At 75.2% G+C, this 20,206-nt stretch carries 16 protein-coding genes; 7 read left to right on the forward strand and 9 right to left on the reverse strand.

Going from position 1 to position 20,206, the window contains the following annotated elements; genetic code table 11:
• Nucleotides 1-2,557: non-ribosomal peptide synthetase (locus EBM89_RS14065; RefSeq protein WP_122150050.1), on the reverse strand; the 2,557-nt coding region annotated here is incomplete at its 3' end.
• Nucleotides 2,558-2,781: 224 nt separating this feature from the next.
• On the opposite strand from EBM89_RS14065, the gene valS reads away from it, so the two are divergent.
• The 5 genes from valS to EBM89_RS14090 all read left to right on the forward strand — a co-directional run bounded on the left by valS (nucleotide 2,782) and on the right by EBM89_RS14090 (nucleotide 10,255).
• Nucleotides 2,782-5,484, forward strand: coding sequence for a valine--tRNA ligase (valS, locus tag EBM89_RS14070; protein ID WP_122150051.1), 2,703 nt, complete (start codon nucleotides 2,782-2,784; stop codon nucleotides 5,482-5,484).
• A 269-nt stretch (nucleotides 5,485-5,753) separates the two neighbouring features.
• Complete coding sequence (locus EBM89_RS14075) at nucleotides 5,754-6,566, forward strand: ABC transporter substrate-binding protein (protein ID WP_122150052.1); 813 nt, start codon at nucleotides 5,754-5,756, stop codon at nucleotides 6,564-6,566.
• Nucleotide 6,567: 1 nt separating this feature from the next.
• Nucleotides 6,568-7,413, forward strand: coding sequence for an amino acid ABC transporter permease (locus tag EBM89_RS14080; protein WP_233571748.1), 846 nt, complete (start codon nucleotides 6,568-6,570; stop codon nucleotides 7,411-7,413).
• Nucleotides 7,410-8,198 carry an amino acid ABC transporter ATP-binding protein gene (locus EBM89_RS14085; protein ID WP_122150053.1) on the forward strand — a complete coding sequence of 263 codons (789 nt, stop codon included), beginning with the start codon at nucleotides 7,410-7,412 and terminating at the stop codon, nucleotides 8,196-8,198. The genes EBM89_RS14080 and EBM89_RS14085 overlap by 4 nt, the downstream gene beginning before the upstream one ends.
• A 242-nt stretch (nucleotides 8,199-8,440) precedes the next feature.
• Nucleotides 8,441-10,255 carry an AMP-dependent synthetase/ligase gene (locus EBM89_RS14090; protein WP_122150054.1) on the forward strand — a complete coding sequence of 605 codons (1,815 nt, stop codon included), beginning with the start codon at nucleotides 8,441-8,443 and terminating at the stop codon, nucleotides 10,253-10,255.
• 6 nt (nucleotides 10,256-10,261) lie between these two features.
• Here EBM89_RS14090 and EBM89_RS14095 read toward each other — a convergent pair whose 3' ends face one another.
• From EBM89_RS14095 to EBM89_RS14130, 8 genes are all read right to left on the reverse strand, one after another.
• On the reverse strand, nucleotides 10,262-12,868 hold the full coding sequence (locus EBM89_RS14095; RefSeq protein ID WP_122150055.1) for a helix-turn-helix transcriptional regulator: 2,607 nt from the start codon (nucleotides 12,866-12,868) through the stop codon (nucleotides 10,262-10,264).
• Between the two features lie 59 nt (nucleotides 12,869-12,927).
• A complete protein-coding gene (locus EBM89_RS14100; RefSeq protein ID WP_122150056.1) occupies nucleotides 12,928-13,587 on the reverse strand; it encodes a signal peptidase I in 660 nt (219 codons plus the stop codon).
• Nucleotides 13,584-14,264 (reverse strand): hypothetical protein, encoded by a 681-nt coding sequence (locus EBM89_RS14105; RefSeq protein WP_122150057.1) that lies wholly within the window; start codon nucleotides 14,262-14,264, stop codon nucleotides 13,584-13,586. Before EBM89_RS14105 ends, EBM89_RS14100 begins: the two co-directional genes overlap by 4 nt.
• The gene (locus EBM89_RS14110; protein ID WP_122150058.1) at nucleotides 14,261-15,760 is read right to left on the reverse strand and encodes an RCC1 domain-containing protein; all 1,500 of its coding nucleotides are present in this window, start codon (nucleotides 15,758-15,760) and stop codon (nucleotides 14,261-14,263) included. Before EBM89_RS14110 ends, EBM89_RS14105 begins: the two co-directional genes overlap by 4 nt.
• A complete protein-coding gene (locus EBM89_RS14115; protein WP_147463561.1) occupies nucleotides 15,757-16,374 on the reverse strand; it encodes a hypothetical protein in 618 nt (205 codons plus the stop codon). Before EBM89_RS14115 ends, EBM89_RS14110 begins: the two co-directional genes overlap by 4 nt.
• The gene (locus tag EBM89_RS14120; protein WP_122150060.1) at nucleotides 16,371-16,949 is read right to left on the reverse strand and encodes a hypothetical protein; all 579 of its coding nucleotides are present in this window, start codon (nucleotides 16,947-16,949) and stop codon (nucleotides 16,371-16,373) included. Before EBM89_RS14120 ends, EBM89_RS14115 begins: the two co-directional genes overlap by 4 nt.
• The gene (locus EBM89_RS14125; protein WP_147463562.1) at nucleotides 16,946-17,494 is read right to left on the reverse strand and encodes a hypothetical protein; all 549 of its coding nucleotides are present in this window, start codon (nucleotides 17,492-17,494) and stop codon (nucleotides 16,946-16,948) included. The genes EBM89_RS14120 and EBM89_RS14125 overlap by 4 nt, the downstream gene beginning before the upstream one ends.
• Nucleotides 17,495-17,572: 78 nt before the next feature.
• Nucleotides 17,573-18,214: a hypothetical protein gene (locus EBM89_RS14130; RefSeq protein ID WP_122150062.1), complete on the reverse strand. Its 642-nt coding sequence runs from the start codon at nucleotides 18,212-18,214 to the stop codon at nucleotides 17,573-17,575.
• Nucleotides 18,215-18,614: 400 nt separating this feature from the next.
• On the opposite strand from EBM89_RS14130, the gene EBM89_RS14135 reads away from it, so the two are divergent.
• Together EBM89_RS14135 and efeU are read left to right on the forward strand one after the other, a co-directional pair.
• On the forward strand, nucleotides 18,615-19,055 hold the full coding sequence (locus EBM89_RS14135) for a TM2 domain-containing protein (RefSeq protein WP_122150063.1): 441 nt from the start codon (nucleotides 18,615-18,617) through the stop codon (nucleotides 19,053-19,055).
• Nucleotides 19,056-19,158: 103 nt separating this feature from the next.
• The gene (efeU, locus tag EBM89_RS14140) at nucleotides 19,159-20,022 is read left to right on the forward strand and encodes an iron uptake transporter permease EfeU (RefSeq protein WP_122150064.1); all 864 of its coding nucleotides are present in this window, start codon (nucleotides 19,159-19,161) and stop codon (nucleotides 20,020-20,022) included.
• The last annotated feature ends 184 nt before the right edge of the window (nucleotides 20,023-20,206 follow it).

Raw genomic sequence — 20,206 nt, forward strand, 5'->3', positions numbered from 1 at the left:
CCGGCAGCGCCGCGAGCGCCGCGGCCGTCACCCCGTACACCGCCACCCACCGGCGCCCGCGCGGCGCCCGGCCGGCGGGCCACGCCTCGTTGGCCGGTCCGGCGAACGCCGCGGGCGACCCCGCCCAGATCTCCCCGGGGGCGACGCTGCGCAGCACCGCCGAGCCCGCGGCGACCTGCGCACCCTGACCCACGCGGACGCCCGGGGCGAGGGTGCTGCGGGTGCCGATGGTCGCGCGCTTGTCGACGCGGATCCGCCCGACCCGCAGCACGTCGCCGTCCAGCCAGTGCCCGCGCAGGTCGACCTCGGGCTCGATCGCGCACCGGTCGCCGAGCGTCAGCAGCCCGGTGACCGGGGGCGGCGTGTGCAGGTCGACGTCGGCGCCGATCGTCGCGCCGAGCGCCCGGGCGTAGGCGGCGGTCCACGGCGCGCAGGACAGGTTCTCCGCACCGGCGGCGGCCGCCCAGCTCTCCGCGAACCACAGCCGCAGGTGCACCGACCCGCCGCGCGGGTAGGACCCCGGTCGCAGCCCGCGCAGCACGGTGCGCGCGACCAGGACCGTGCTGCCCATGCGGCCGAGCGGGCTGATCAGCAGCAGCCACCCCGCGGCCAGCCACCACCACGCCTGGGGCGCGGGCGTCAGCCACGGCACCAGGCCGGTGACGGCGAGCAGCTGCTCGGCGGCCAGCAACCAGGTCAGCCAGCGCAGCCCGACCAGCGCCGCGAGCGGCACCGCCAGCAGCGTCTGCACCACCTGCGCGCGCCGGGGCACCGGCCGGACCTCGCGGACCGGCGCGTCGGCGGCGTCCTCGGGGTCGGGGGCGATCTCGTCCAGGCGCCGCGCCAGGTCGCCCAGGCGCGGGTACTCGTACACGTCCGCGACGGTCACCGTGGGGTACCGCTCGCGCAGCGCCGACACGAGCTGCGCCGCGACGAGGCTGCCGCCCCCGGCGTCGAAGAAGTCGTCGCGCGGCCCGGTGACCGGCGCGCCGAGCGCCGCGGTCCACCGCTCGGCGACCCACGAGGCGGTGGCGGTCAGCGCGGGCGCGGGGGCGCCGGAGTCGTCGGGCTCCCCCGCCGCCGTCGGCAGCGGCCACGGCAGCGCGTCCCGGTCGACCTTCCCGGACCCGCGGGTCGGCAGCGCGTCCACCACGCCCAGCAGCGGCACCAGCGCGGCGGGCAGCGTGCCCCGCAGCCGGGACCGCGCGTCGGCGAGGTCCAGCGTGGTGCCCTCCGCGGGCACCAGGTACCCCGCCAGCACCGCGGTCCCCGCGGGGGTGCGCCGCACCGCGACCGCCGCGCCCGCGACGCCCGGCAGCGCGCCGAGCGCCGCCTCGACCTCGCCGAGCTCGATGCGCCGCCCGCCGATCTTCACCTGGTCGTCCGCCCGGCCGATGAACAGCAGCCCCGCGTGGTCCAGCCGCACGACGTCGCCGCTGCGGTACGCGCGGTCCCAGCCGAGCCCCGGCGCGGGCGCGTACGTCGCGGCGTCCTTCGCGGCGTCCAGGTACCGGGCCAGGCCGACGCCGCCGATGATCAGCTCACCCGTCTCCCCCTCGGCGACCGGCGTGCCGTCCTCCCCCACGACCGCCAGGTCCCAGCCGTCCAGCGCCAGGCCGATCCGCACCGGGCCCTCGCCGGTCAGCCGCGCCGCGCACGCGACGACCGTGGCCTCCGTCGGGCCGTAGGTGTTCCAGACCTCGCGGCCCGGGGTCGCCAGCCGGGCCGCGAGCTCCGGCGGGCACGCCTCGCCGCCGAAGATCAGCAGCCGCACGCCCGCGAGCTCCTCCGGCCGCCACAGCCCCGCCAGCGTCGGCACCGCCGAGATGACCGTGATGCCCTGCGACACCAGCCACGGGCCCAGGTCCATGCCGGTGCGCACGAGCGCGCGCGGCGCCGGGACCAGGCAGGCGCCGTGCGCCCACGCCAGCCACATCTCCTCGCAGCTCGCGTCGAACGCCACGGACAGACCCGCCAGCACCCGGTCCCCGGGCCCGAGCGGCTGGTCGGTGAGGAACAGCCGGGCCTCCGCGTCCACGAACGCCGCCGCCGACCGGTGGGTCACCGCCACGCCCTTCGGGGTGCCGGTCGAGCCCGACGTGAAGATGATCCAGGCGTCGTCGCCGAGCCCCGGCGCGGTGGCCGCCGCCCGCGAGCGCCGACCGCGCGCGGCCAGCGCCGGGAGGTCGCCCTCCGCGATGACCCGCGCCACGTCGGCCTCGGCGAACACCGTGCGCGCCCGCTCGTCGGGGTCGTCCACGTCGACCGGGACGTACGCCGCGCCCGCCGCGAGCACCGCCAGGACGGCCGTGTACAGCTCGACCGTGCCGGACGGCACGCGCACGCCGACGCGCGACCCCGGGCCGACGCCCTCGGCGGCCAGCGCGGACGCCGCCGCACGGACCCGCGCGGCGAGCTCGGCGTACGTCAGCACGGTGCTGCCGTCGTCCAGCGCCGGGGCGTCCGGGTGCGCGGCGACCGTCGCCGCCAGCACGTCCACCAGCGTCCGCGGCGCGGGGGCCAGCCCGCTGCGCAGCAGCCCGTCCGGTTCGCCCACGTGTTCCTCCTGCGGTGCGTCCTGCTCGCCGCCCGGTCGTGGGCGGCCGTCGGGCACTGTCGCACACCCGGGTGACGCCAGCCTGACGGGTCCAGGCGGGTTCACCGAGGCGACGCCCGGCGTTCGCCGCACGGACACCCGCCGCGGGCGGGACCCGGGCCGTCGTCCCCAGGCGCTCCGGGCGGTGCGCGGGGAGGGTGCCGGATCTGGGAGGATGTGTGCCCATGACCGACCTGTCCTCGACGCCCCCCTCCGACACGACCGCACCCCGCGTGGACGTACGCGCGCTCCGCGAGGTGCCGGACCGGGTGTCGCTCGACGGCGTCGAGGGTCGCTGGGACGCGTCCTGGACCGAGCAGGGCACGTTCGCGTTCGACCGCAGCAAGACCCGCGAGCAGGTGTACTCCATCGACACCCCGCCGCCCACGGTGTCCGGCTCGCTGCACGTCGGCCACGTGTTCTCGTACACGCACACCGACGTCGTCGCCCGGTACCGCCGGATGCGCGGCGCCGAGGTGTTCTACCCGATGGGCTGGGACGACAACGGCCTGCCGACCGAGCGCCGCGTGCAGAACTACTTCGGCGTGCGCTGCGACCCGTCGCTGCCCTACGACCCGGACTTCGAGCCGCCGCACGTCGGCGGCGAGGGCAAGAGCGTCAAGGCCGCCGACCAGGTCCCGATCAGCCGGAAGAACTTCGTCGAGCTCTGCGAGCGCCTGACCGTCGAGGACGAGCAGCAGTTCGAGGCGCTGTGGCGCCGGCTGGGCCTGTCCGTCGACTGGTCGATGACCTACCAGACCATCTCCGCCGAGGCGCGTGCCGTCGCCCAGCAGGCGTTCCTGCGCAACCTCGCGCGCGACGAGGCGTACCAGGCCGAGGCGCCCGGGCTGTGGGACGTGACGTTCCAGACCGCCGTGGCCCAGGCCGAGCTCGAGGCGCGGGACTACCCGGGCGCGTTCCACAAGGTCGCGTTCCACCGCCCCGACACCGAGCCGGTCTACATCGAGACCACCCGCCCCGAGCTGCTGCCCGCCTGCGTCGCGCTCATCGCGCACCCGGACGACGAGCGCTACCAGCACCTGTTCGGGACCACCGTGACGTCGCCGCTGTTCGGCGTCGAGGTGCCCGTCCTCGCGCACCCGGCCGCCGAGCCCGACAAGGGCGCAGGCATCGCGATGTGCTGCACCTTCGGCGACCTCACCGACGTGCAGTGGTGGCGCGAGCTGCAGCTGCCCACCCGCTCCGTCATCGGCCGCGACGGCCGCCTGCTGCGCGAGGTCCCCGAGTGGATCACCGCCCCCGAGGGCCGCGCGACGTACGAGCAGCTCGCCGGCAAGACCACCTTCTCCGCGCGCGAGGTCGTCGTCGACGGGCTGCGCGAGTCCGGCGACCTGGACGGCGAGCCGCAGGCCACCCAGCGCAAGGCCAACTTCTTCGAGAAGGGCGACAAGCCCCTCGAGATCGTCACCTCCCGCCAGTGGTACATCCGCAACGGCGGCCGCGACGAGGCCCTGCGCGAGCAGCTGCTCGCCCGCGGGCGGGAGCTCGGCTTCCACCCCGACTTCATGCGCGTGCGCTACGAGAACTGGGTCGGCGGCCTGAACGGCGACTGGCTGGTGTCCCGCCAGCGGTTCTTCGGCGTGCCGTTCCCGGTCTGGTACCCCGTGACCGAGGCCGGGGAGGTCGACCACACCCGCCCGATCGTGCCGACCGAGGACCAGCTCCCCGTCGACCCGTCCTCCGACGTGCCCGCCGGCTACACCGCCGAGCAGCGCGGCGTCGCGGGCGGCTTCGTGGGCGACCCCGACATCATGGACACCTGGGCGACGTCGTCCCTGTCCCCGCAGATCGCGGGCGGCTGGCGCTCCGACCCCGACCTGTTCGAGCGCGTGTTCCCCATGGACCTGCGCCCGCAGGGCCAGGACATCATCCGCACCTGGCTGTTCTCGACGGTCGTGCGGTCCCACCTGGAGCACGGCTCGCTGCCGTGGAAGGACTCGGCCATCTCCGGCTGGATCCTCGACCCCGACCGCAAGAAGATGTCGAAGTCCAAGGGCAACGTCGTCACCCCGATGGGGCTGCTGGAGGAGCACGGCTCCGACGCCGTCCGCTACTGGGCGGCGTCCGCCCGGCTCGGCACCGACGCGGCGTTCGAGGTCGGCCAGATGAAGATCGGCCGCCGCCTCGCGATCAAGGTCCTCAACGCGTCCAAGTTCGCGCTGTCGTTCGGCTCCGCGTCCCAGGGCGCCGAGGCGATGGACCCCGCGCTCGTCACCGTCCCGCTGGACCGCGCGATGCTCGCGGGCCTGGCTGACGTGGTCGAGAAGGCCACCGCGGCGCTGGAGTCCTACGACCACACCCGCGCGCTCGAGCTCACCGAGACGTTCTTCTGGACGTTCTGCGACGACTACCTCGAGCTCGTCAAGGACCGCGCCTACGGTGCGGGCGCCGCCGACGCCGACGTGACCGCCGAGACCGCCTCCGCCCGTGCCGCGCTGAACATCGCGCTCGACGTGCTGCTGCGGCTGTTCGCGCCGGTGCTGCCGTTCGCCACCGAGGAGGTCTGGTCCTGGTGGCGCGAGGGCTCCGTGCACCGCGCCGCGTGGCCGACCGCCGAGCCGCTGCGCGCCGCCGCCGGTGACGGGGACTACGCCGTGGTCGCCGCCGCGGGCTCGGCCCTCGCCGCGCTCCGCAAGCTCAAGTCCGAGGCCAAGGTCTCCATGCGCACCGAGATCCTGCGGGCCCGCCTCGACGTCCCCGCGTCGCTGCTGCCCGGCGTCACCGTCGCCCTCGGCGACGTGCGCGCCGCCGGTCGCGCCACGGGCGACCTCGACGTGGTCGAGGTCCCGGACGCGGCGGACGCGACGGTGACGGCGCACGACGCCGAGCTGCTCCCCCCGGAGCCGAAGCAGAAGCCCACGGCTTGACGCCCGGCACCCGCACGCGAGGGCGCGCACCCCACCCCGGGGTGCGCGCCCTCGCGGCGTCCGGGGGCGTGCACGACCGTGGGCACGCGGCGCCCTCGGCCCGCCGCCCCACGCACGCGGACCGGGGCAGCGGGTAGGTGGAGGCTCGGGTGGCGGGGCGCGCGTCCGGTGCGATGGTGGGACTCTCGTCCTCCTCGCGCCCGTTATGCATAGGTATCGTCACACCTGTATAGTCTTGCGGTCGGTCCCCCCCACAAGGAGCTCTCCCCATGCGCACGCGCCACCTCGCCGCCGTTCCCGTCGCCGCCGCGGCGGCCCTCCTGCTCGCCGCGTGCGGCGGGGGCGACTCGTCCTCCGGGGACGCCGAGGGCGGCGTCGAGCTCGTCTCCGCCGGCTCGCTCACTCTGTGCACGAACCCGCCGTACGAGCCGTTCGAGTACGAGGAGGGCGGCGAGGTCGTCGGGCTCGACATCGACATCGTCAACGAGGTCGCCACCGACCTGGGCGTGGAGCTGGTCACCAAGGTGACGCCGTTCGAGGGCATCCAGTCCGGCGCCGACCTGAACACGAACAACTGCGACGTCGTGGCGTCCGGCATCACCATCACCCCGGAGCGCCAGGAGAAGATCGACTTCTCGGACCCGTACTTCGACGCGAACCAGGGCCTGCTGGTCCCGGAGGGTTCCGACCTGTCGAGCCTGGACTCCCTCGACGGCAAGAAGATCGGCGTGCAGCAGGCCACCACCGGTGAGACCTGGGCGCAGGACAACGGCCTGGAGACCATCCAGTTCGAGGACCTGGGCCTGCAGGTGCAGGCGCTGCGGACCGGCCAGGTCGACGCGGTCGTGAACGACATCGCCGTGCTCGGCCCGTACGTGTCCGAGGGCTTCGAGATCGGCAACGAGTTCTCGACGGGCGAGCAGTACGGCATCGGCGTGAAGCAGGGCAACACCGCGCTGCTGGACGCGGTGAACGCCACGCTGGAGCGCATCCGCGAGGACGGCACGTACGACGACATCTACACGCAGTACATCGGCACGGCCCCCGGCCAGGCCGAGACCGCCGAGCCGACGGACGGCTGACGTGACCGGCTCCCCCGTCACGCCGGCGCCCGGGACGCTGACCGCGTCCCGGCGCCGGTGGAGCCCGCGGCGGCGCGCCCGCGTGTTCCGCGCCGCGCAGTACGTGGTGCTGCTCGCGGTGCTCGTCGCGGTCGGTCTCGCCGTGGACTGGGCGAACGTCGGCGAGAACTTCTTCAACGCCGAGGCCGCCCGGCAGATCCTGCCGCAGCTGCCGACGGCGTTCCGCAACACGCTGACGTACACGCTCGCGGGCTTCGCGGTCGGGCTGTCGCTGGGCACGGTGCTCGCGCTGATGCGGCTGTCCGCCGTCGGGCTGTACCGGTGGATCGCGACGGTCTACATCGAGTTCTTCCGCGGCATCCCCGCCCTGCTGGTCGTGGTGTCGTTCGGGTACGCCGTGCCGATCGCGTTCGGCGTGAACATCCCGTCGGTGACGACGAAGGCGGCCCTGGCGCTCGGCCTGGTCTCGGCGGCGTACATCGCCGAGACCCTGCGTGCGGGCATCCAGGCGGTCCCGAAGGGGCAGGTCGAGGCGGCGCGGTCGCTCGGCATGTCCCACGGCCGGACGCTGCGCACGGTCGTCGTGCCGCAGGCGTTCCGCATCGTGCTGCCCCCGATGACCAACGAGTTCATCCTGCTGACCAAGGACACCTCGCTGGTGTTCCTGCTGGGGCTCGCGGTGAACCAGTACGACCTGACCAAGATCGGGCGGGACGCGCTGAACAACGCGACCGGCGGCCTGACGCCGCTGTTCCTGATCGGCGCCTGCTACCTGCTCATCACGCTCCCGCTGGGCCAGCTGTCCCGGTACCTGGAGCGCCGCACCGGCGCGAGGAGCCGCGCATGACCGCCCCCACCACCCCCGCCGCCGCCAGCGCCGCCCCGGTCGTCCGGGTCGCGGGTCTGCACAAGGCGTTCGGCGAGCGCGAGGTGCTGACCGGCATCGACCTGGACGTCCGGCAGGGCGAGGTGGTGTGCGTCATCGGCCCGTCGGGCTCCGGCAAGTCGACGCTGCTGCGCTGCGTGAACCTCCTGGAGCAGCCGACCGGCGGCACCGTCGAGGTGCTCGGCGTGGACGTCACGGACCCGGACGTGGACATCGACCAGGTGCGCACGCACGTCGGCATGGTCTTCCAGCAGTTCAACCTGTTCGCGAACATGACGGTGCTGGAGAACTGCACGGTCGCGCAGCGGCAGGTGCTCAAGCGGTCCCGGTCCGAGGCCGAGCGGATCGCCCGGGCCAACCTGGAGCGCGTGGGCCTCGCGGACCGCGCGGACGCGCACCCGTCGCAGCTGTCCGGCGGGCAGCAGCAGCGGGTCGCCATCGCCCGGGCACTGTCGATGGACCCGCAGCTCATGCTGTTCGACGAGCCGACGTCGGCCCTGGACCCGGAGCTGGTCGGGGACGTGCTGGCGGTGATGCGGGACCTCGCGGACGCGGGCATGACGATGATCGTCGTCACGCACGAGATGGCGTTCGCCCGGGACGTCGGCGACCGGGTCGTGTTCATGGACGGCGGCGTGATCGTCGAGGACGGCCCGGCCGACCAGGTGATCGGCGCGCCGCGCGAGGCGCGCACCCGGACGTTCCTGCAGCGGGTGCTCGACCCGACGCACACCGACGTGGCCTGAGGGGACAGACCGGCCCACCTCGGGGCAGACCGTCCCCCGGACGGGCGCAGGGCCGTCGGGTTCGTACGAACCCGACGGCCCTGTTCTGTTCCCTTCCCACGCCGGGGCGCGGTGACCGGTCGATAGCATGGCGGCACGGCCGTCGCCGCTCGTCGTCGCTGGTCCGGGCCGCGCCCCGCGCACCCCGGGTCGAGGCACCGCGCGCACGACCGCGACCGCGACCGCCCGACCAGGAGCAGCCGATGCGTGAGTTCAGCGCCGAGACCCCCGTCCCGCACGACCCCGCGATGAACGTGCCGGGCCTGCTGCTCGACCGGCTGGCGCGTGGCGCGTCGAGCGTGCTGGTCGAGCGGTCGACCGGGCTGGGCGGCTCGTGGGCGCCGGTCACCGTGGCGGAGTTCGTCCGGGAGGTCTCCGCGCTCGCCAAGGGCCTGGTGGCCTCCGGGCTGGAGCCGGGCGACCGCGTCGCGATCATGTCGCGCACCCGCTACGAGTGGACGCTGACCGACTTCGCGGTGTGGTTCGCGGGCGGCGTGGGCGTGCCGGTGTACGAGACGTCCTCGGCCGAGCAGGTCGAGTGGATCCTCACGAACTCGGGTGCGTCGCTGGTGGTGGTGGAGACCGCCGCGCACGCCGCGGTCGTCGGCCAGGTGCGCGCGTCCGTGCCCGCCGTGCGCGACGTGGTCGTCATCGACGACGGCGGGCTCGGCCGGCTGGTCGCGGACGGCCTGACCGTCGAGGACGCCGAGATCGAGCGCCGCCGCTCGCTGGCCGCCGCGGGCGACCTCGCGACGATCATCTACACCTCCGGCACCACCGGGCGCCCCAAGGGCGTCGAGCTCTCCCACGGCAACTTCGTGGACAACGCCCGCAACGGCGCGACGGCGCTGGCCGAGGTGTGCGCCGTCCCGGGCTCGCGGACGCTGCTGTTCATGCCGCTGGCGCACGTGTTCGCGCGGTTCGTGCAGATGGTCGCCATCGCGGCGGGCTCCCCCATCGGGCACACCCCGGACACCCGGAACCTGCTGGCCGACCTGGCGTCGTTCAAGCCGACGTACATCCTGGCCGTGCCGCGCGTGTTCGAGAAGGTCTACAACTCGGCCGAGCAGAAGGCCGGGCACGGCGTGAAGCTCAAGCTGTTCCGCTGGGCCGCGAAGGTCTCGATCACGTACTCGCGCGCGCTGGACACCGCCGCCGGGCCGTCGCCGCAGCTCAAGGCCGCGCACGCGCTCGCGACCACGCTGGTGCTGCGCAAGCTCAAGGACGCGATGGGCGGCAACCTGCGGTACGCGATCTCGGGCGGCGCCCCGCTGGGCGAGCGGCTGGGGCACTACTACCGCGGCATCGGCGTGCGGGTGCTGGAGGGCTACGGCCTGACCGAGACGACCGCGCCGTCGGCCGTGAACCGGCCCGGGCTGGTGAAGATCGGCACCGTCGGCCCCGCGTACCCCGGGACGTCGCTGCGCGTCGACGACGACGGCAACGTCTTCGCGAAGGGCCCGCACGTGTTCCGCGGGTACCACGACAACCCCGAGGCGACCGCCGAGGTGCTGGACGCGGACGGCTGGTTCGCGACGGGTGACATCGGCACGCTGGACGACGACGGCTACCTGCGCCTGACCGGTCGCGCCAAGGAGCTCATCGTCACCGCCGGCGGCAAGAACGTCGCCCCGGCCGTCCTGGAGGACCGGTTCCGCGGGCACCCGCTGGTCAGCCAGGTCGTCGTGGTCGGCGACGGGCGCCCGTTCATCGGTGCGCTGGTGACCCTGGACGCCGACATGCTCCCCGGCTGGCTGCAGATGCACGGCCTGCCCGCGATGGACGTCCGCGCCGCCGGGCAGCACCCCGAGGTGCTGGCGGCCCTCGACCGGGCCGCGGAGCGGGCCAACGAGGCGGTCTCCCGCGCGGAGTCGATCCGCAAGGTCCGGGTGCTCGGCACCGACTTCACCGAGGCGAACGGGTACCTCACGCCGTCGCTCAAGGTGAAGCGCGCGCTGGTGCTGAAGGACTTCGCCTCCGACGTCGACGACCTGTACGTGGACACCCGGGAGAAGTAGCGCTCGTCACCCCCGGGGCGAGGTCCGGAGCGAGGCGATGGCGTGGCGGTCCTCGGCCCCCGTCTTGCGGCGGATGTTGCGCAGGTGGGTCTCGACCGTGCGGACGCTCAGGTGCAGGCGACCCGCGATCTGCACGTTCGACAACCGCTGGGCCAGCAGGTCGACGATCTGCCACTCGCGGTTCGTCAGCGGTGCGGCGTCCGCGCCGCTCGCGGCGACCGGCCCGGTCCGCAGCGCCACGCGGTGCGCGCGGGCCTGCTGGGCGAGGGCGTGCTCGCCCTCCTGGCGGTAGACCGTGGACGCGATCGAGTAGGTCCGGGCGGCCTCCTCGAGCATCCCGAGCTGCGCGAACCGCGCCGCCGCCCGCACGAGTCCGGCGCCGTCGCGCGCGAACTGCGCCCGCCGCGCGTCGAGCAGCGCCTGCAGCGGCGGCCCGCCCATCCAGGTCCGGGGCCCGCCGCGGGCACCGGCGTCGCCGTCGTCGTGGGCCGTGAGGCTCGCCAGCTCGACGCTGTCCGCCGCGAGCACGTGACCGCGCTCGCGCAGCCGCGTCGTGATCGCGGCTGCCGGGCGGGTGATCCGCTCGGGCGCGTCGTCCAGGTCGGGCTCCATCGCCTCGACCAGGCCACCGCTGCTGAAGGGCAGCACCTCGCCGCACCCGTCCACCGCCCCGACGAGGTCCCCGAGCACCGCGGCCAGGCCACCCCGGTAGGTGAGGACCGACAGGAACCCGAGCAGTCCGCGCACGGACCGACCGGGCGGGAGCACCCCGGACCACCCGCCCTCGACGAGCAGGGCCGCCAGCGCCTGCCCCCGGGCCTCGTCGAGCCGCCCCCGGCCGGCGAGCCCGAGCGCCGCGACCAGGCACCCGCAGACGACGAGGTGGCTCGACGCGCCCCGCGCGCCCTCGTCGACCATCTGCGACCCGAGCTCGGCGGCCGCCGCGGCGTCGCCCGTGCCGAAGGCCGCGAGGCCCGCGAGCAGCCGCGCCGTCTCGTCGAGCAGCCGCGGCCACCGCGGGCGCGGCTGGGCCAGCAGCTCGCGCGCACGCTCGTGGCACCCCGCGACGACGTGGCACGCCGCGAGCACCACACGGGCCGTGGCGGCGTCGAGGGCGCTCTGCGGGCAGAAGGCCGCCAGGTCGTCCTCGTACGCCTCCGGGAGCCGGTGGAACTCGACGCGCAGCAGGTAGGCGAGCAACCGCAGCGAGATCCGGTGCCGCACGTCCTCGGGGTGCTCGTGCTCAAGGCGCAGCGCGACCTCGTGCGGGTCCTCCCCGTGGGCGATCGACCACCTCGACGCGCTGTACACGAACTCGACGTACGCGAACGAGTCGTGGTCGGTGCCGAGGTCCGTCTCGTCGATCACGGTGCGGATCAGCTCGTCCTGCCGGTCGCCGACCGCGACGAGCGGGAGCACCCGTGCCGCGTCCTGCACGCGGCGGCTGCGGCGCCACGCGGCGAACGCCCCGGTCAGGGCGTGCCGGACGGCGTGCTCGAGCACGTCGACGCTCTCGGCGTGGCGGGTGCCGCCGGCCTCGTGACCCGGGAGCCGCGGTGCCGACCTGTACCGGACGTGCGCGTCGAGACGCGCTCGCACCTCGGAGGTCCGGGGGTCCGACGAGGTCCCGTCGTGCAGCCGGGCAGCGACGGTGGTCAGCACCTGCAGGGCGCGGACCGTCAGGGGCTGGCGCACCAGGTGCCCGGCGAGTCCCGGCGGGTGCAGCGCCACCAGGTACTCGTCGGCGTCGACGACGAGCCGGACCAGCCCCTCGTCCTCCAGGGAACGCAGCACGTCGGCCCCGACGCACCGGACCGCGAGCGGCAGCGGGACGGCACCGACCCGGGCCAGCAGGTCCAGCACGTCGCGCTCCGCACCCGAGCACACCGCCAGCAGCGACTCGAACGCGCTGCCCGGGCCGGCGGGCCCGCTCCCGGTCGCCGCCCACGCCCCTTCCACCTGCCGGACGGCGCCGTGCGCGACCGCGTCGTCCAGCACCGCGATCGCCAGACCGGGGGTGCCCGCGGTGTCCCGGTGCACCCGGGCGGTCAGCTCGGGCGAGACGGTGGCCCCGAGCCGGACCTCGAACAGCTCGTGCAGCTGCTCGAAGGTCAGCGGGGGCAGCGCCAGCTCGACCGGGTACGGGACGATCCGCGCGGGCTGACCCTCCGGGCGCCCGCGGAGTCGGGGCAGCTGCGCGAGCACGAGGGGCACCCCGGTGCGCAGGTGCAGGGCCCGCAGGGAGGTGCTGGACGGGTCGTCGAGCAGGTCGGCGTCGTCGACGACGATGACCTCGCGGTCCGCCGACGTGGCACGCAGCGCCTCCTCGAGGTGGTCCGGCGCGACCCGGTCGGCGGCACCGCCGCCCGGGCGTCCGCGGACCGCCTCCACGTGGCGTGGTGCCGGCGGGACCTGCCGGACGTGCCGGCCGTGGTCCTCGAGGCCCCGGCGGACCGCTGCCAGCACGCTCGTGCGCCCGGACCAGCGCCGCCCGACGACGGCGACGCTCACGCCCTGCTGGACGAGCTGGACCGTCCGGTCCACCAGCGCCTCGGCGCCCCGGACCTCCTCACCGGGCGAGGGCGTCCACAGTCGGACCTGCGGGACCGGCACGGGGAGCCCTCCTCGAACGCGTCGGGGGGCGCTCGCCCGTGCGGGGACCGACGAGATGGTCATCGGGGCGATGCCTCCTGCCGTTCGACAGTACCGCCGGGCGAGGACCCCCCAGCGCCCCCGGGGTGGTCTCCGTGGGGGGCCGTCGCACGTCGCCGCACGTACCCGTGCGAGGCGGCGAGGACGGTCAGCGCCAGCAGCGCCGCCAGGACCACGAGGACGTGGCGCTGCACCACCTGCACGGCGTAGCCGAGGCCCGGCACCACCGCGACCACCTTCCCGGCGTCGGCTACCTCGTACGGCAGCGCGTCAGGCTGGGCGTTCGCATCACCCTGCAGCTCCAGGCGCGTGGCCCCGGCGACGTCCTCGGACGGCTCTGTGCTGACCACGCGGTGCGTGACCAGGCCGTCCGCCCGCACCCGCGGCACCGTCACGACGTCGCCGACCTCGACCGAGCCGGCCGGGACCGTCCGGGCGAAGGTGAGCGCGCCCACCGGGATCTCCGGACGCATCGACCCCGAGACGACCACCGCCGGCCGCACGCCGAGCGCGACGCAGGCCACCGTGACCACGACGGTGAGGACGCCGACCACGGCGCCCACGTCGAGCAGGAGATCGACCGCGCGGCGGACCCGCCGGGCCGGACGGCGCCCCCGCACGTGCCGGCGCGTCGTCCGGGGTCGCCCGCCCGTGCCGCGGTGCGTCACCTCGCCCCTCATCCGACCGACTCCCCCGTGATCTCGACCGTGAGCCGGACCCGACCGCCGTTGAGGGCCTCGGTCCCGGGTGCGTCCACCAGGTGCACCAGGACGGTCACATCGGCGGCAGAGCCGTCGACCCCCGCGACCCACGGCTCACCCGGGGCGAGCGGGGCCGAGCCGCGTCCGGCGAGCACGCCCACGCCCGGGGACGCCTCCCCGACCGCGACCCACGTGCCCGGGTCGTCGAGATCACGCCCCTGCGCTGCCCGACCGTCGGCGTCCAGCACGAGGTACCGGAGGTACGGGGTGAGGTCCGCCGTCCCGGGGACGACGTCCCCGGTCACGCGTGCCACCAGGTCCGCGCGGAGCACCGGGTGGTTGTTGGCCACGGTGAGCGGCACCTCCAGCGTGACGCCCGGCACCAGGAGGTCGGCTCCGGCGACCGGTGCCCGGAGCGGGGCCTCGGCGGGTGCCGTCCGCACCGTGCCCTCGTCGTCGACCAGGACGAGACCGAACACGTGCTCGGAGCCCAGCCCGTCGTCGCCGAGGTTGAGCACGGCCGAGTCGCGGAAGGCCGCGGCCGTGACCACGCTCGTCGCCGCACCGGCGGCGACCGCCACGGCCGCCGCACAGGCCACGAGCGTGGCCACCCGGCGCCGACCGGGGACGTCACCGCGTCGCTGCTGACCGCTCATGAGGTGCTCCTCCCGCTGCCCGGCATGACCAGCTCGGTCACGGGACGCAAGGTCGTCGGGATGCTCGTCGTCGCGAAGGTGTCCCGGACGACGCGGTTCACGTTGCCCCGTCCGCCCGGCCACTCCCCGCCGCCCCACAGGAGCAGGGCGCCGTCCGGTCGCACGACGGTCGCGGTGAACGAGAACCCGCCGATGTGGTCGACCGGCCCGAGGAAGTCCAGCCGCACGGGCGTGCGGTAGTTCGTGGTCGAGGTCGCCCCGGTGGCCGGGTTGACGCCGCCACCCCAGTCCTGGCGGCCGTACATGTACACCTGCTGGTCGTCGCCGTGGATGTACACCGTCTCCGTGTGGTGCGCGACGTGCGCGGCCCGCACCCCGGCGGGGAGCTCGACCTCGGTCGGCACGTCGTGGAGCGCCGCGACGGTCGTCCCCTGCATCCACCCGAACGACTTGCCCCACGTGTACACCGAGCCGTCGCGCAGCCGGGCGACGTTGCCGTACCGCAAGCCCGCGAGCTGCTGGAGGCCGCACTCGTCCTCCGGCGACCCCGCCACGACACCCACGGTGCCGCAGCCGCTCGTCGTGTGCTGCGACCCCCACTCCGAGCGCCGGGGCTCCGCCACGAAGGACCGCGCGTTCACCGCCTGCCCGTCCCCGCTCGGGTCCGAGATGGGACGGCTCTGGTGGGCCCCGGAGGTGCCGAGCCAGCCCCACCAGAGCACGCCGGTCGCGGGGTCCTCGGGCACCGTGTCACCCCGCACGGCCCAGAAGCTCCAGGCGCCGGAGTGGATCGAGTGCACCCCCGAGAGCACGTGCCGTGGCAGCAGGTCCGGGCCGCCCGGCGGGTTGCCCGCCGTGGTCCAGGTCACCGGCTCGCCGTTCCAGCCCCACTGGTACACGTCACCGGACTCGGTGAGGACGAGGAACGCGTGGTTGCTCGAGATGAGGTGGACGACGCGGCCGGGGATCTCGACCCGTCCCGGCCGGGTGAACGGCGTGACGTCGTCGGACCGGCCCATCATGCCGAGCTGCTGGGTCCCGCCCCAGGTGTAGACCAGCCCGTCGTCCGAGAGCGCCGCCATGCCGGAGACCCCGGTGTCGAACGCGATCTGGTTGACCTCGAGGCCGTCGCGGGCGACCCCCGCGACCTGCACCGCGCGACGCCGCCCGTCGGGGTGGCCGTCGGACGGCAGCGTGGTCATGCTGATGGTGGCCTGGCTCGCCACGGTCTGCTCCCCGGTGCCCGCGAGCCCGCGGCCCCGGAACCCCCAGATCGCCATCGACCCGTCGTCCTGCAGCGCGATCGCGGTCTTGCCCGCGCGCGTCTGCTGGGGGACGAACTGGGTGGTCGGGACCTCGAAGACCTCGGTGGTGGCGCGGGCGCGGTCGGTGTAGGCAGCCGACGTGCTGCCGACTCCGGCGACGGTGGCCGCGGCGGCCAGCGCCAGGACGGCGGCCACCCCCACGGCTCGGCGGCGGTCGCGGGCGGGGGTCATGCGGACTCCTCGGTGGGTCGGTGGCGGACGGCCCGCAGGCGCAGGCCCAGGGCCCCGGTCAGCGCCGCGACGACGAGCGCCGCGAGCGGTCCTCGGGCGCCGGTCCGGGCGAGCCCGGGGACGGGGTCGGACCCCACGGCGCCGTCCTGGGCGTCGAGGGGGTCCTGGCTGGCGACGAGCGTGAGCCGCAGGGGCATCCCGACGCCCTGCAGGTCGTCCCCGGCGGCGACCGGGAGCGTGGCGGTGCCGGTCAGGGTGAGCGGGGTGCCGTGCAGGACGCCCAGGTCCACCGGGACGGCGCCGAGCTCCGCCGCCGTCCCCGCGGCGACCAGGGCACCCGCCGCGTCGTGCAGCTCGAGCCGCAGGGCGTGGGGGCCGTCGGCGAGCGGGCTGCCGCCGCCGTCGACGAGCAGCGCCAGCTCGACGGGGTCGCCGGACCTGGGGATCGCGGTGAGGTCGAACGCGGTCGACCGTCCCGGGTAGGGCACCGGCACGCTCGCGGTGCTGGTGGTCCCCTCGACGAGGCGGACAACGGGGTCGACCGGTGCGGCGACCGCAGGTGCGGCGGTGAGCGCCGCGAGCGCGGTCGTGGCGACCACGGTCCAGATCCTCATGAGGTGCTCCCGTCGAGCTGGATGCCGAGCACCATGGCCCGGCCTGCGTAGTAGGGGTCGCCCAGCACGTCGGGCAGCCGCACGGCGACCTGCACGGTGCGGGGTTCCCGCGGCCGCCAGCCGGTCAGCACGACAGCGGACAGCTCGTCCGCCGTCAGGGACGCGGCCACGACCTCGCCGTCGACGCTCACGGTGAACAGACCGACGTCGAACGGGTCGGCACCCGGCCCCTCCCTGCCGGGGTCGGCCGGCAACGGGGTCGCGCGTGCGTTGACCACGCTCAGCGCGATCGGTCCGGTCGCCTCGCTGAGAGTCACGACACCCACCTCGACCGCCGTGGACCCGTCGGGGCCGGGGACGACCTCGTCGAGGACGAGGGGCTCCGGGTCGCCCTGGACCACGGTGCCGTCCCGGTCCACCAGGGCGATGTCGTAGCTCCCGCCGACCTCTCCCAGGTCGGCGTGCACGGTGTCGGTGAACGCGGCGTGCGTGAGCGCGGTGCCGCCGAGGACCACGAGACCCGCCACGGCCGCACCCACCCGGCAGCCGCGGCGGACCGACGTCCGCGCGGTCACCGGCTCGTCCCGTCCACCACGACCTGCAGCCCGGTCCGGGCGTCCGCCCAGCGCCGGTCCCCCGTGATCGGCAGGTGGATGGTCAGGTCCACCACCCGCTCCTCGACCCGGGCCGCCGCGAGGTCGCCGGGCAGCGGGACCGCGACCGCTGAGGCCGTGCCCTCGCCGAGGAGCACGCCGTCCTCGCTGACCTCGACGTGCAGGGCCTCGAACAGGTCCTCGGGACCGGTCGGGTCCGGGTCGCGCAGGGACAGCACCACCCCGGCCGCGGTGCCGGCGGTGTTGCGTACCGCCACCCGCAGGTCGACCTGGGACGCCGGTACCGGGTCGTCCACGTCGACCTCGAGGGGCTCGCCACCGCTGCGCCAGTCGACCTCGGTGGGCCGCCAGCCCGGTTCGGCGGAGCCCGCGACCTCCAGGGCGAAGACGACCCCGGTCATGTCGACCACGACCTGCTCGCGCTGGACCGTGCTCGCGGCGGTGCCCGCGACCAGCAAGCACAGCGGCAGGACTGCTGCGGCGCGCGCTCGGGCGCTCCTGGTCATCGCAGATCCTCTCTCTCGTGCGCGCGGAGCCAGGGCCGCGGGCCGGCACCCTCCCGTACCGGCCCGCGACCGCGCGGCTCAGACGGACGAGCCGTCCAGGACGGCCTGGACGTACGCGCCCTTGCCGGCCAGGTCGTTGTCGTCGACCTCAGCACCGGTCTCGGACTGCGTGGCCAGGCGCACCGCGAGGGTCACCTCGCTGGTCTCGTCGGCCGCGAGCCGGTTGAGCTCGACCGCCTGGACCTCGGCGAAGGTCAGGTCGGACTCCCGGACCGGCGTCGCGCTCAGCGACGTCGCGGGCTGCGTCACGGAGAAGCGCAGGCTCGCCAGGTAGTCGGCGTCCGAGGTGCGCCCCGCCAGCTGCTCGAGCGAGACGGCGAGCGTCGACCCGAACCGCGCGGAGTCGTTCCGGACCGGGATCGCGACGCTGACCGCGTCCGATCCCGGGAACAGGGCGTCCGCCCCGGGCAGGTTGATCGGCACGCCTGCCGGGTCCCCGGCCTCCTGCCACTGGCCGGGGATGAAGTCGCCCGCCTCGTCGGTGGCGCCGACCTGGAGGTTGTAGGTGCTGTCGGAACCGCCGATGCCGTTGGAGCCGATGTTGAGGAAGGCCTGGTCGGTGAAGGCGGCGGCGGTGATGAGCGCACCGGCTCCGGCCAGGGCGCCCCAGGCGAGGAACGCCTTGCGGCGGCGCGTGCGGTCGAGGGTCTGCGAGGACATGGATGATCCCTTTCGAGGGTCGCCCCGGCTGAGCGGGGGCGCGGAATGTGGAAGCGCGCGAGAATGTCATCGCCCATGGCGTCGACGACCCCGCGGCGAGCATTCCCGGAATGCTCCGGGAACTGCTCACGCAAATGAACGTAGGCCGCGCGCGGACGCCGGATCCGCCCTACGCGCGATCTCTACGGGGTGGCGGCCCGCACACTCAGTGCTGGGCACGCCCAGGGCCACCCCACGGCGAGTGCTCAGGGGCGACGACCTGGGTCCTGGGTCCCAGGCTCCCGGCGCCGGTCCGTCACCGGACCGGAGCAACCGGAGCTCGCCGCGCGACGTGGATGCCCCCTAGCCTGCGGGGACGCGGGTGCCGCACCCGTCACCGACGACGAGGAGCCCTCCGCAGATGTCCGACCGCCGCGACATGGAGCGCGCGTTCACCCGCGTCCTGGAGAACCACGAGCGCGACGCCGCGCGACGCCAGGAGCGGGCACGGCGGGACGCGGTGCGCGCGGCCGAGCGCGCGGTCCCGGGCGCCCCGCGGTCGTTCCTCGTGACGTGGCTGCTCGCGCTGCTGCTCGGGCTGGTCGGCGCCGACCGGTTCTACCTCGGCAAGACCCGCAGCGCCGTGGTCAAGCTGCTGACCGTCGGCGGCATCGGCATCTGGTACCTGGTCGACCTGCTGCTCGTGCTGCTGCACCAGCAGCGCGACCGCTGGGGCCGGCCCCTGGAGGGCTCCGTGCCCCCGAAGGTCGCGTGGATCGTCTCCGGCGTCGTCGTCGGGCTGAGCATCGTGTACGGCCTGGTCGCGGACCCGGCAGGCGGCGGGCGCGCAGGCGGCTTCTGAGCGGCGTCCCCACCCGTACCCAGGGTGCGCTACAGTCTGCGCCGATGAGGTAAGGCATACCTCATTCCCACGGCGGGTGGCCGGTGGTCGACGGAGGAGTGCCGTGGTCGCCAATGTGCTGATCGGGCTCCGCGAGGGGCTCGAGGCGTCCCTCGTCGTCGGCATCCTGCTCGCCTACCTCGTGCGCTCCGCGCGTCGCGACCTGGTGCCCTCCCTGTGGGCCGGGGTCGCCACGGCCGTCCTGGTGTCGCTCGCCGCCGGGGCCGCGCTGACGTTCGGCCCGAAGGGGCTGACGTTCGAGGCGCAGGAGATCATCGGCGGCTCGCTGTCCCTCGTGGCGGCCGGGCTGCTCACCTGGATGATCCTGTGGATGGGCCGTGCGGCCCGCCACATGAAGTCCGACCTGGAGGGGCGCCTCAGTGCGGCCCTCGGGGCCGGGTCCCGCGCGGTGTTCGTCGTCGCGCTGCTCGCCGTCGGCCGCGAAGGGCTGGAGACGGCCCTGTTCCTGTGGGCCGGCGCGCAGTCCTCCACCTCGCTGACCGGTCCCCTGGTCGGCGCGCTCCTCGGCATCGCCGTCGCCGTCGTCCTGGGCTGGGCCGTGTACCGCGGCGCCGTCCGGCTCGACCTGCGCCGGTTCTTCTCCTGGACCGGCGTGCTGCTGCTCGTCGTCGCGGCGGGCGTCGTCGCCTACGGCGTGCACGACCTGCAGGAGGCGGGCGTCCTGCCCGGCCTCGACGCCGTGGCGTACGACATCTCGGCCCTCGTGCCGCCCAGCAGCTGGGTCGGCACGCTGCTCGCCGGGATGTTCACGTTCAGCCCGGCCCCGACGGTCCTTCAGGTCGTCGCCTGGACGACCTACCTCGCGATCGTCGGCACGCTCTACGTGCGGCAGGTCTGGGGCGGCAGCGCCCGCCCCCGCTCCCCCGCGCCCGCGACGCCGCCGACCCCCGCCCCCACCCAGGGCTGACCGGCGGGACCCCGCGAGGTCCCGTCCCGCAGGTCGCGGCGCCGCCGCCCGGGCGCTCGCCAGCACCCCGACGCCCCGTGCGGTCCCTCGCGACCCCGCCGATCCCACCCCCCCCCCCCCCCGCGCCCCGCCCCCCGGCCCCCCCCGCCCCCGCGCCCCCCCCCCCCCCCGGGGGCCCCCAGGG

This window comes from Cellulomonas triticagri (genome assembly GCF_003696205.1).
Lineage (GTDB): Bacteria > Actinomycetota > Actinomycetes > Actinomycetales > Cellulomonadaceae > Cellulomonas > Cellulomonas triticagri.

Bases quoted from the DNA above. Each gene is read 5' to 3' on its own strand.
- EBM89_RS14105 (WP_122150057.1), bottom strand. From the start codon at position 14,264: ATGAGCGGTCAGCAGCGACGCGGTGACGTCCCCGGTCGGCGCCGGGTG.
- EBM89_RS14075 (WP_122150052.1), top strand. From the start codon at position 5,754: ATGCGCACGCGCCACCTCGCCGCCGTTCCCGTCGCCGCCGCGGCGGCC.
- EBM89_RS14115 (WP_147463561.1), bottom strand. From the start codon at position 16,374: ATGAGGATCTGGACCGTGGTCGCCACGACCGCGCTCGCGGCGCTCACC.
- EBM89_RS14130 (WP_122150062.1), bottom strand. From the start codon at position 18,214: ATGTCCTCGCAGACCCTCGACCGCACGCGCCGCCGCAAGGCGTTCCTC.
- EBM89_RS14085 (WP_122150053.1), top strand. From the start codon at position 7,410: ATGACCGCCCCCACCACCCCCGCCGCCGCCAGCGCCGCCCCGGTCGTC.
- EBM89_RS14090 (WP_122150054.1), top strand. From the start codon at position 8,441: ATGCGTGAGTTCAGCGCCGAGACCCCCGTCCCGCACGACCCCGCGATG.
- EBM89_RS14100 (WP_122150056.1), bottom strand. From the start codon at position 13,587: ATGAGGGGCGAGGTGACGCACCGCGGCACGGGCGGGCGACCCCGGACG.
- valS (WP_122150051.1), top strand. From the start codon at position 2,782: ATGACCGACCTGTCCTCGACGCCCCCCTCCGACACGACCGCACCCCGC.
- EBM89_RS14135 (WP_122150063.1), top strand. From the start codon at position 18,615: ATGTCCGACCGCCGCGACATGGAGCGCGCGTTCACCCGCGTCCTGGAG.
- EBM89_RS14125 (WP_147463562.1), bottom strand. From the start codon at position 17,494: ATGACCAGGAGCGCCCGAGCGCGCGCCGCAGCAGTCCTGCCGCTGTGC.
- EBM89_RS14110 (WP_122150058.1), bottom strand. From the start codon at position 15,760: ATGACCCCCGCCCGCGACCGCCGCCGAGCCGTGGGGGTGGCCGCCGTC.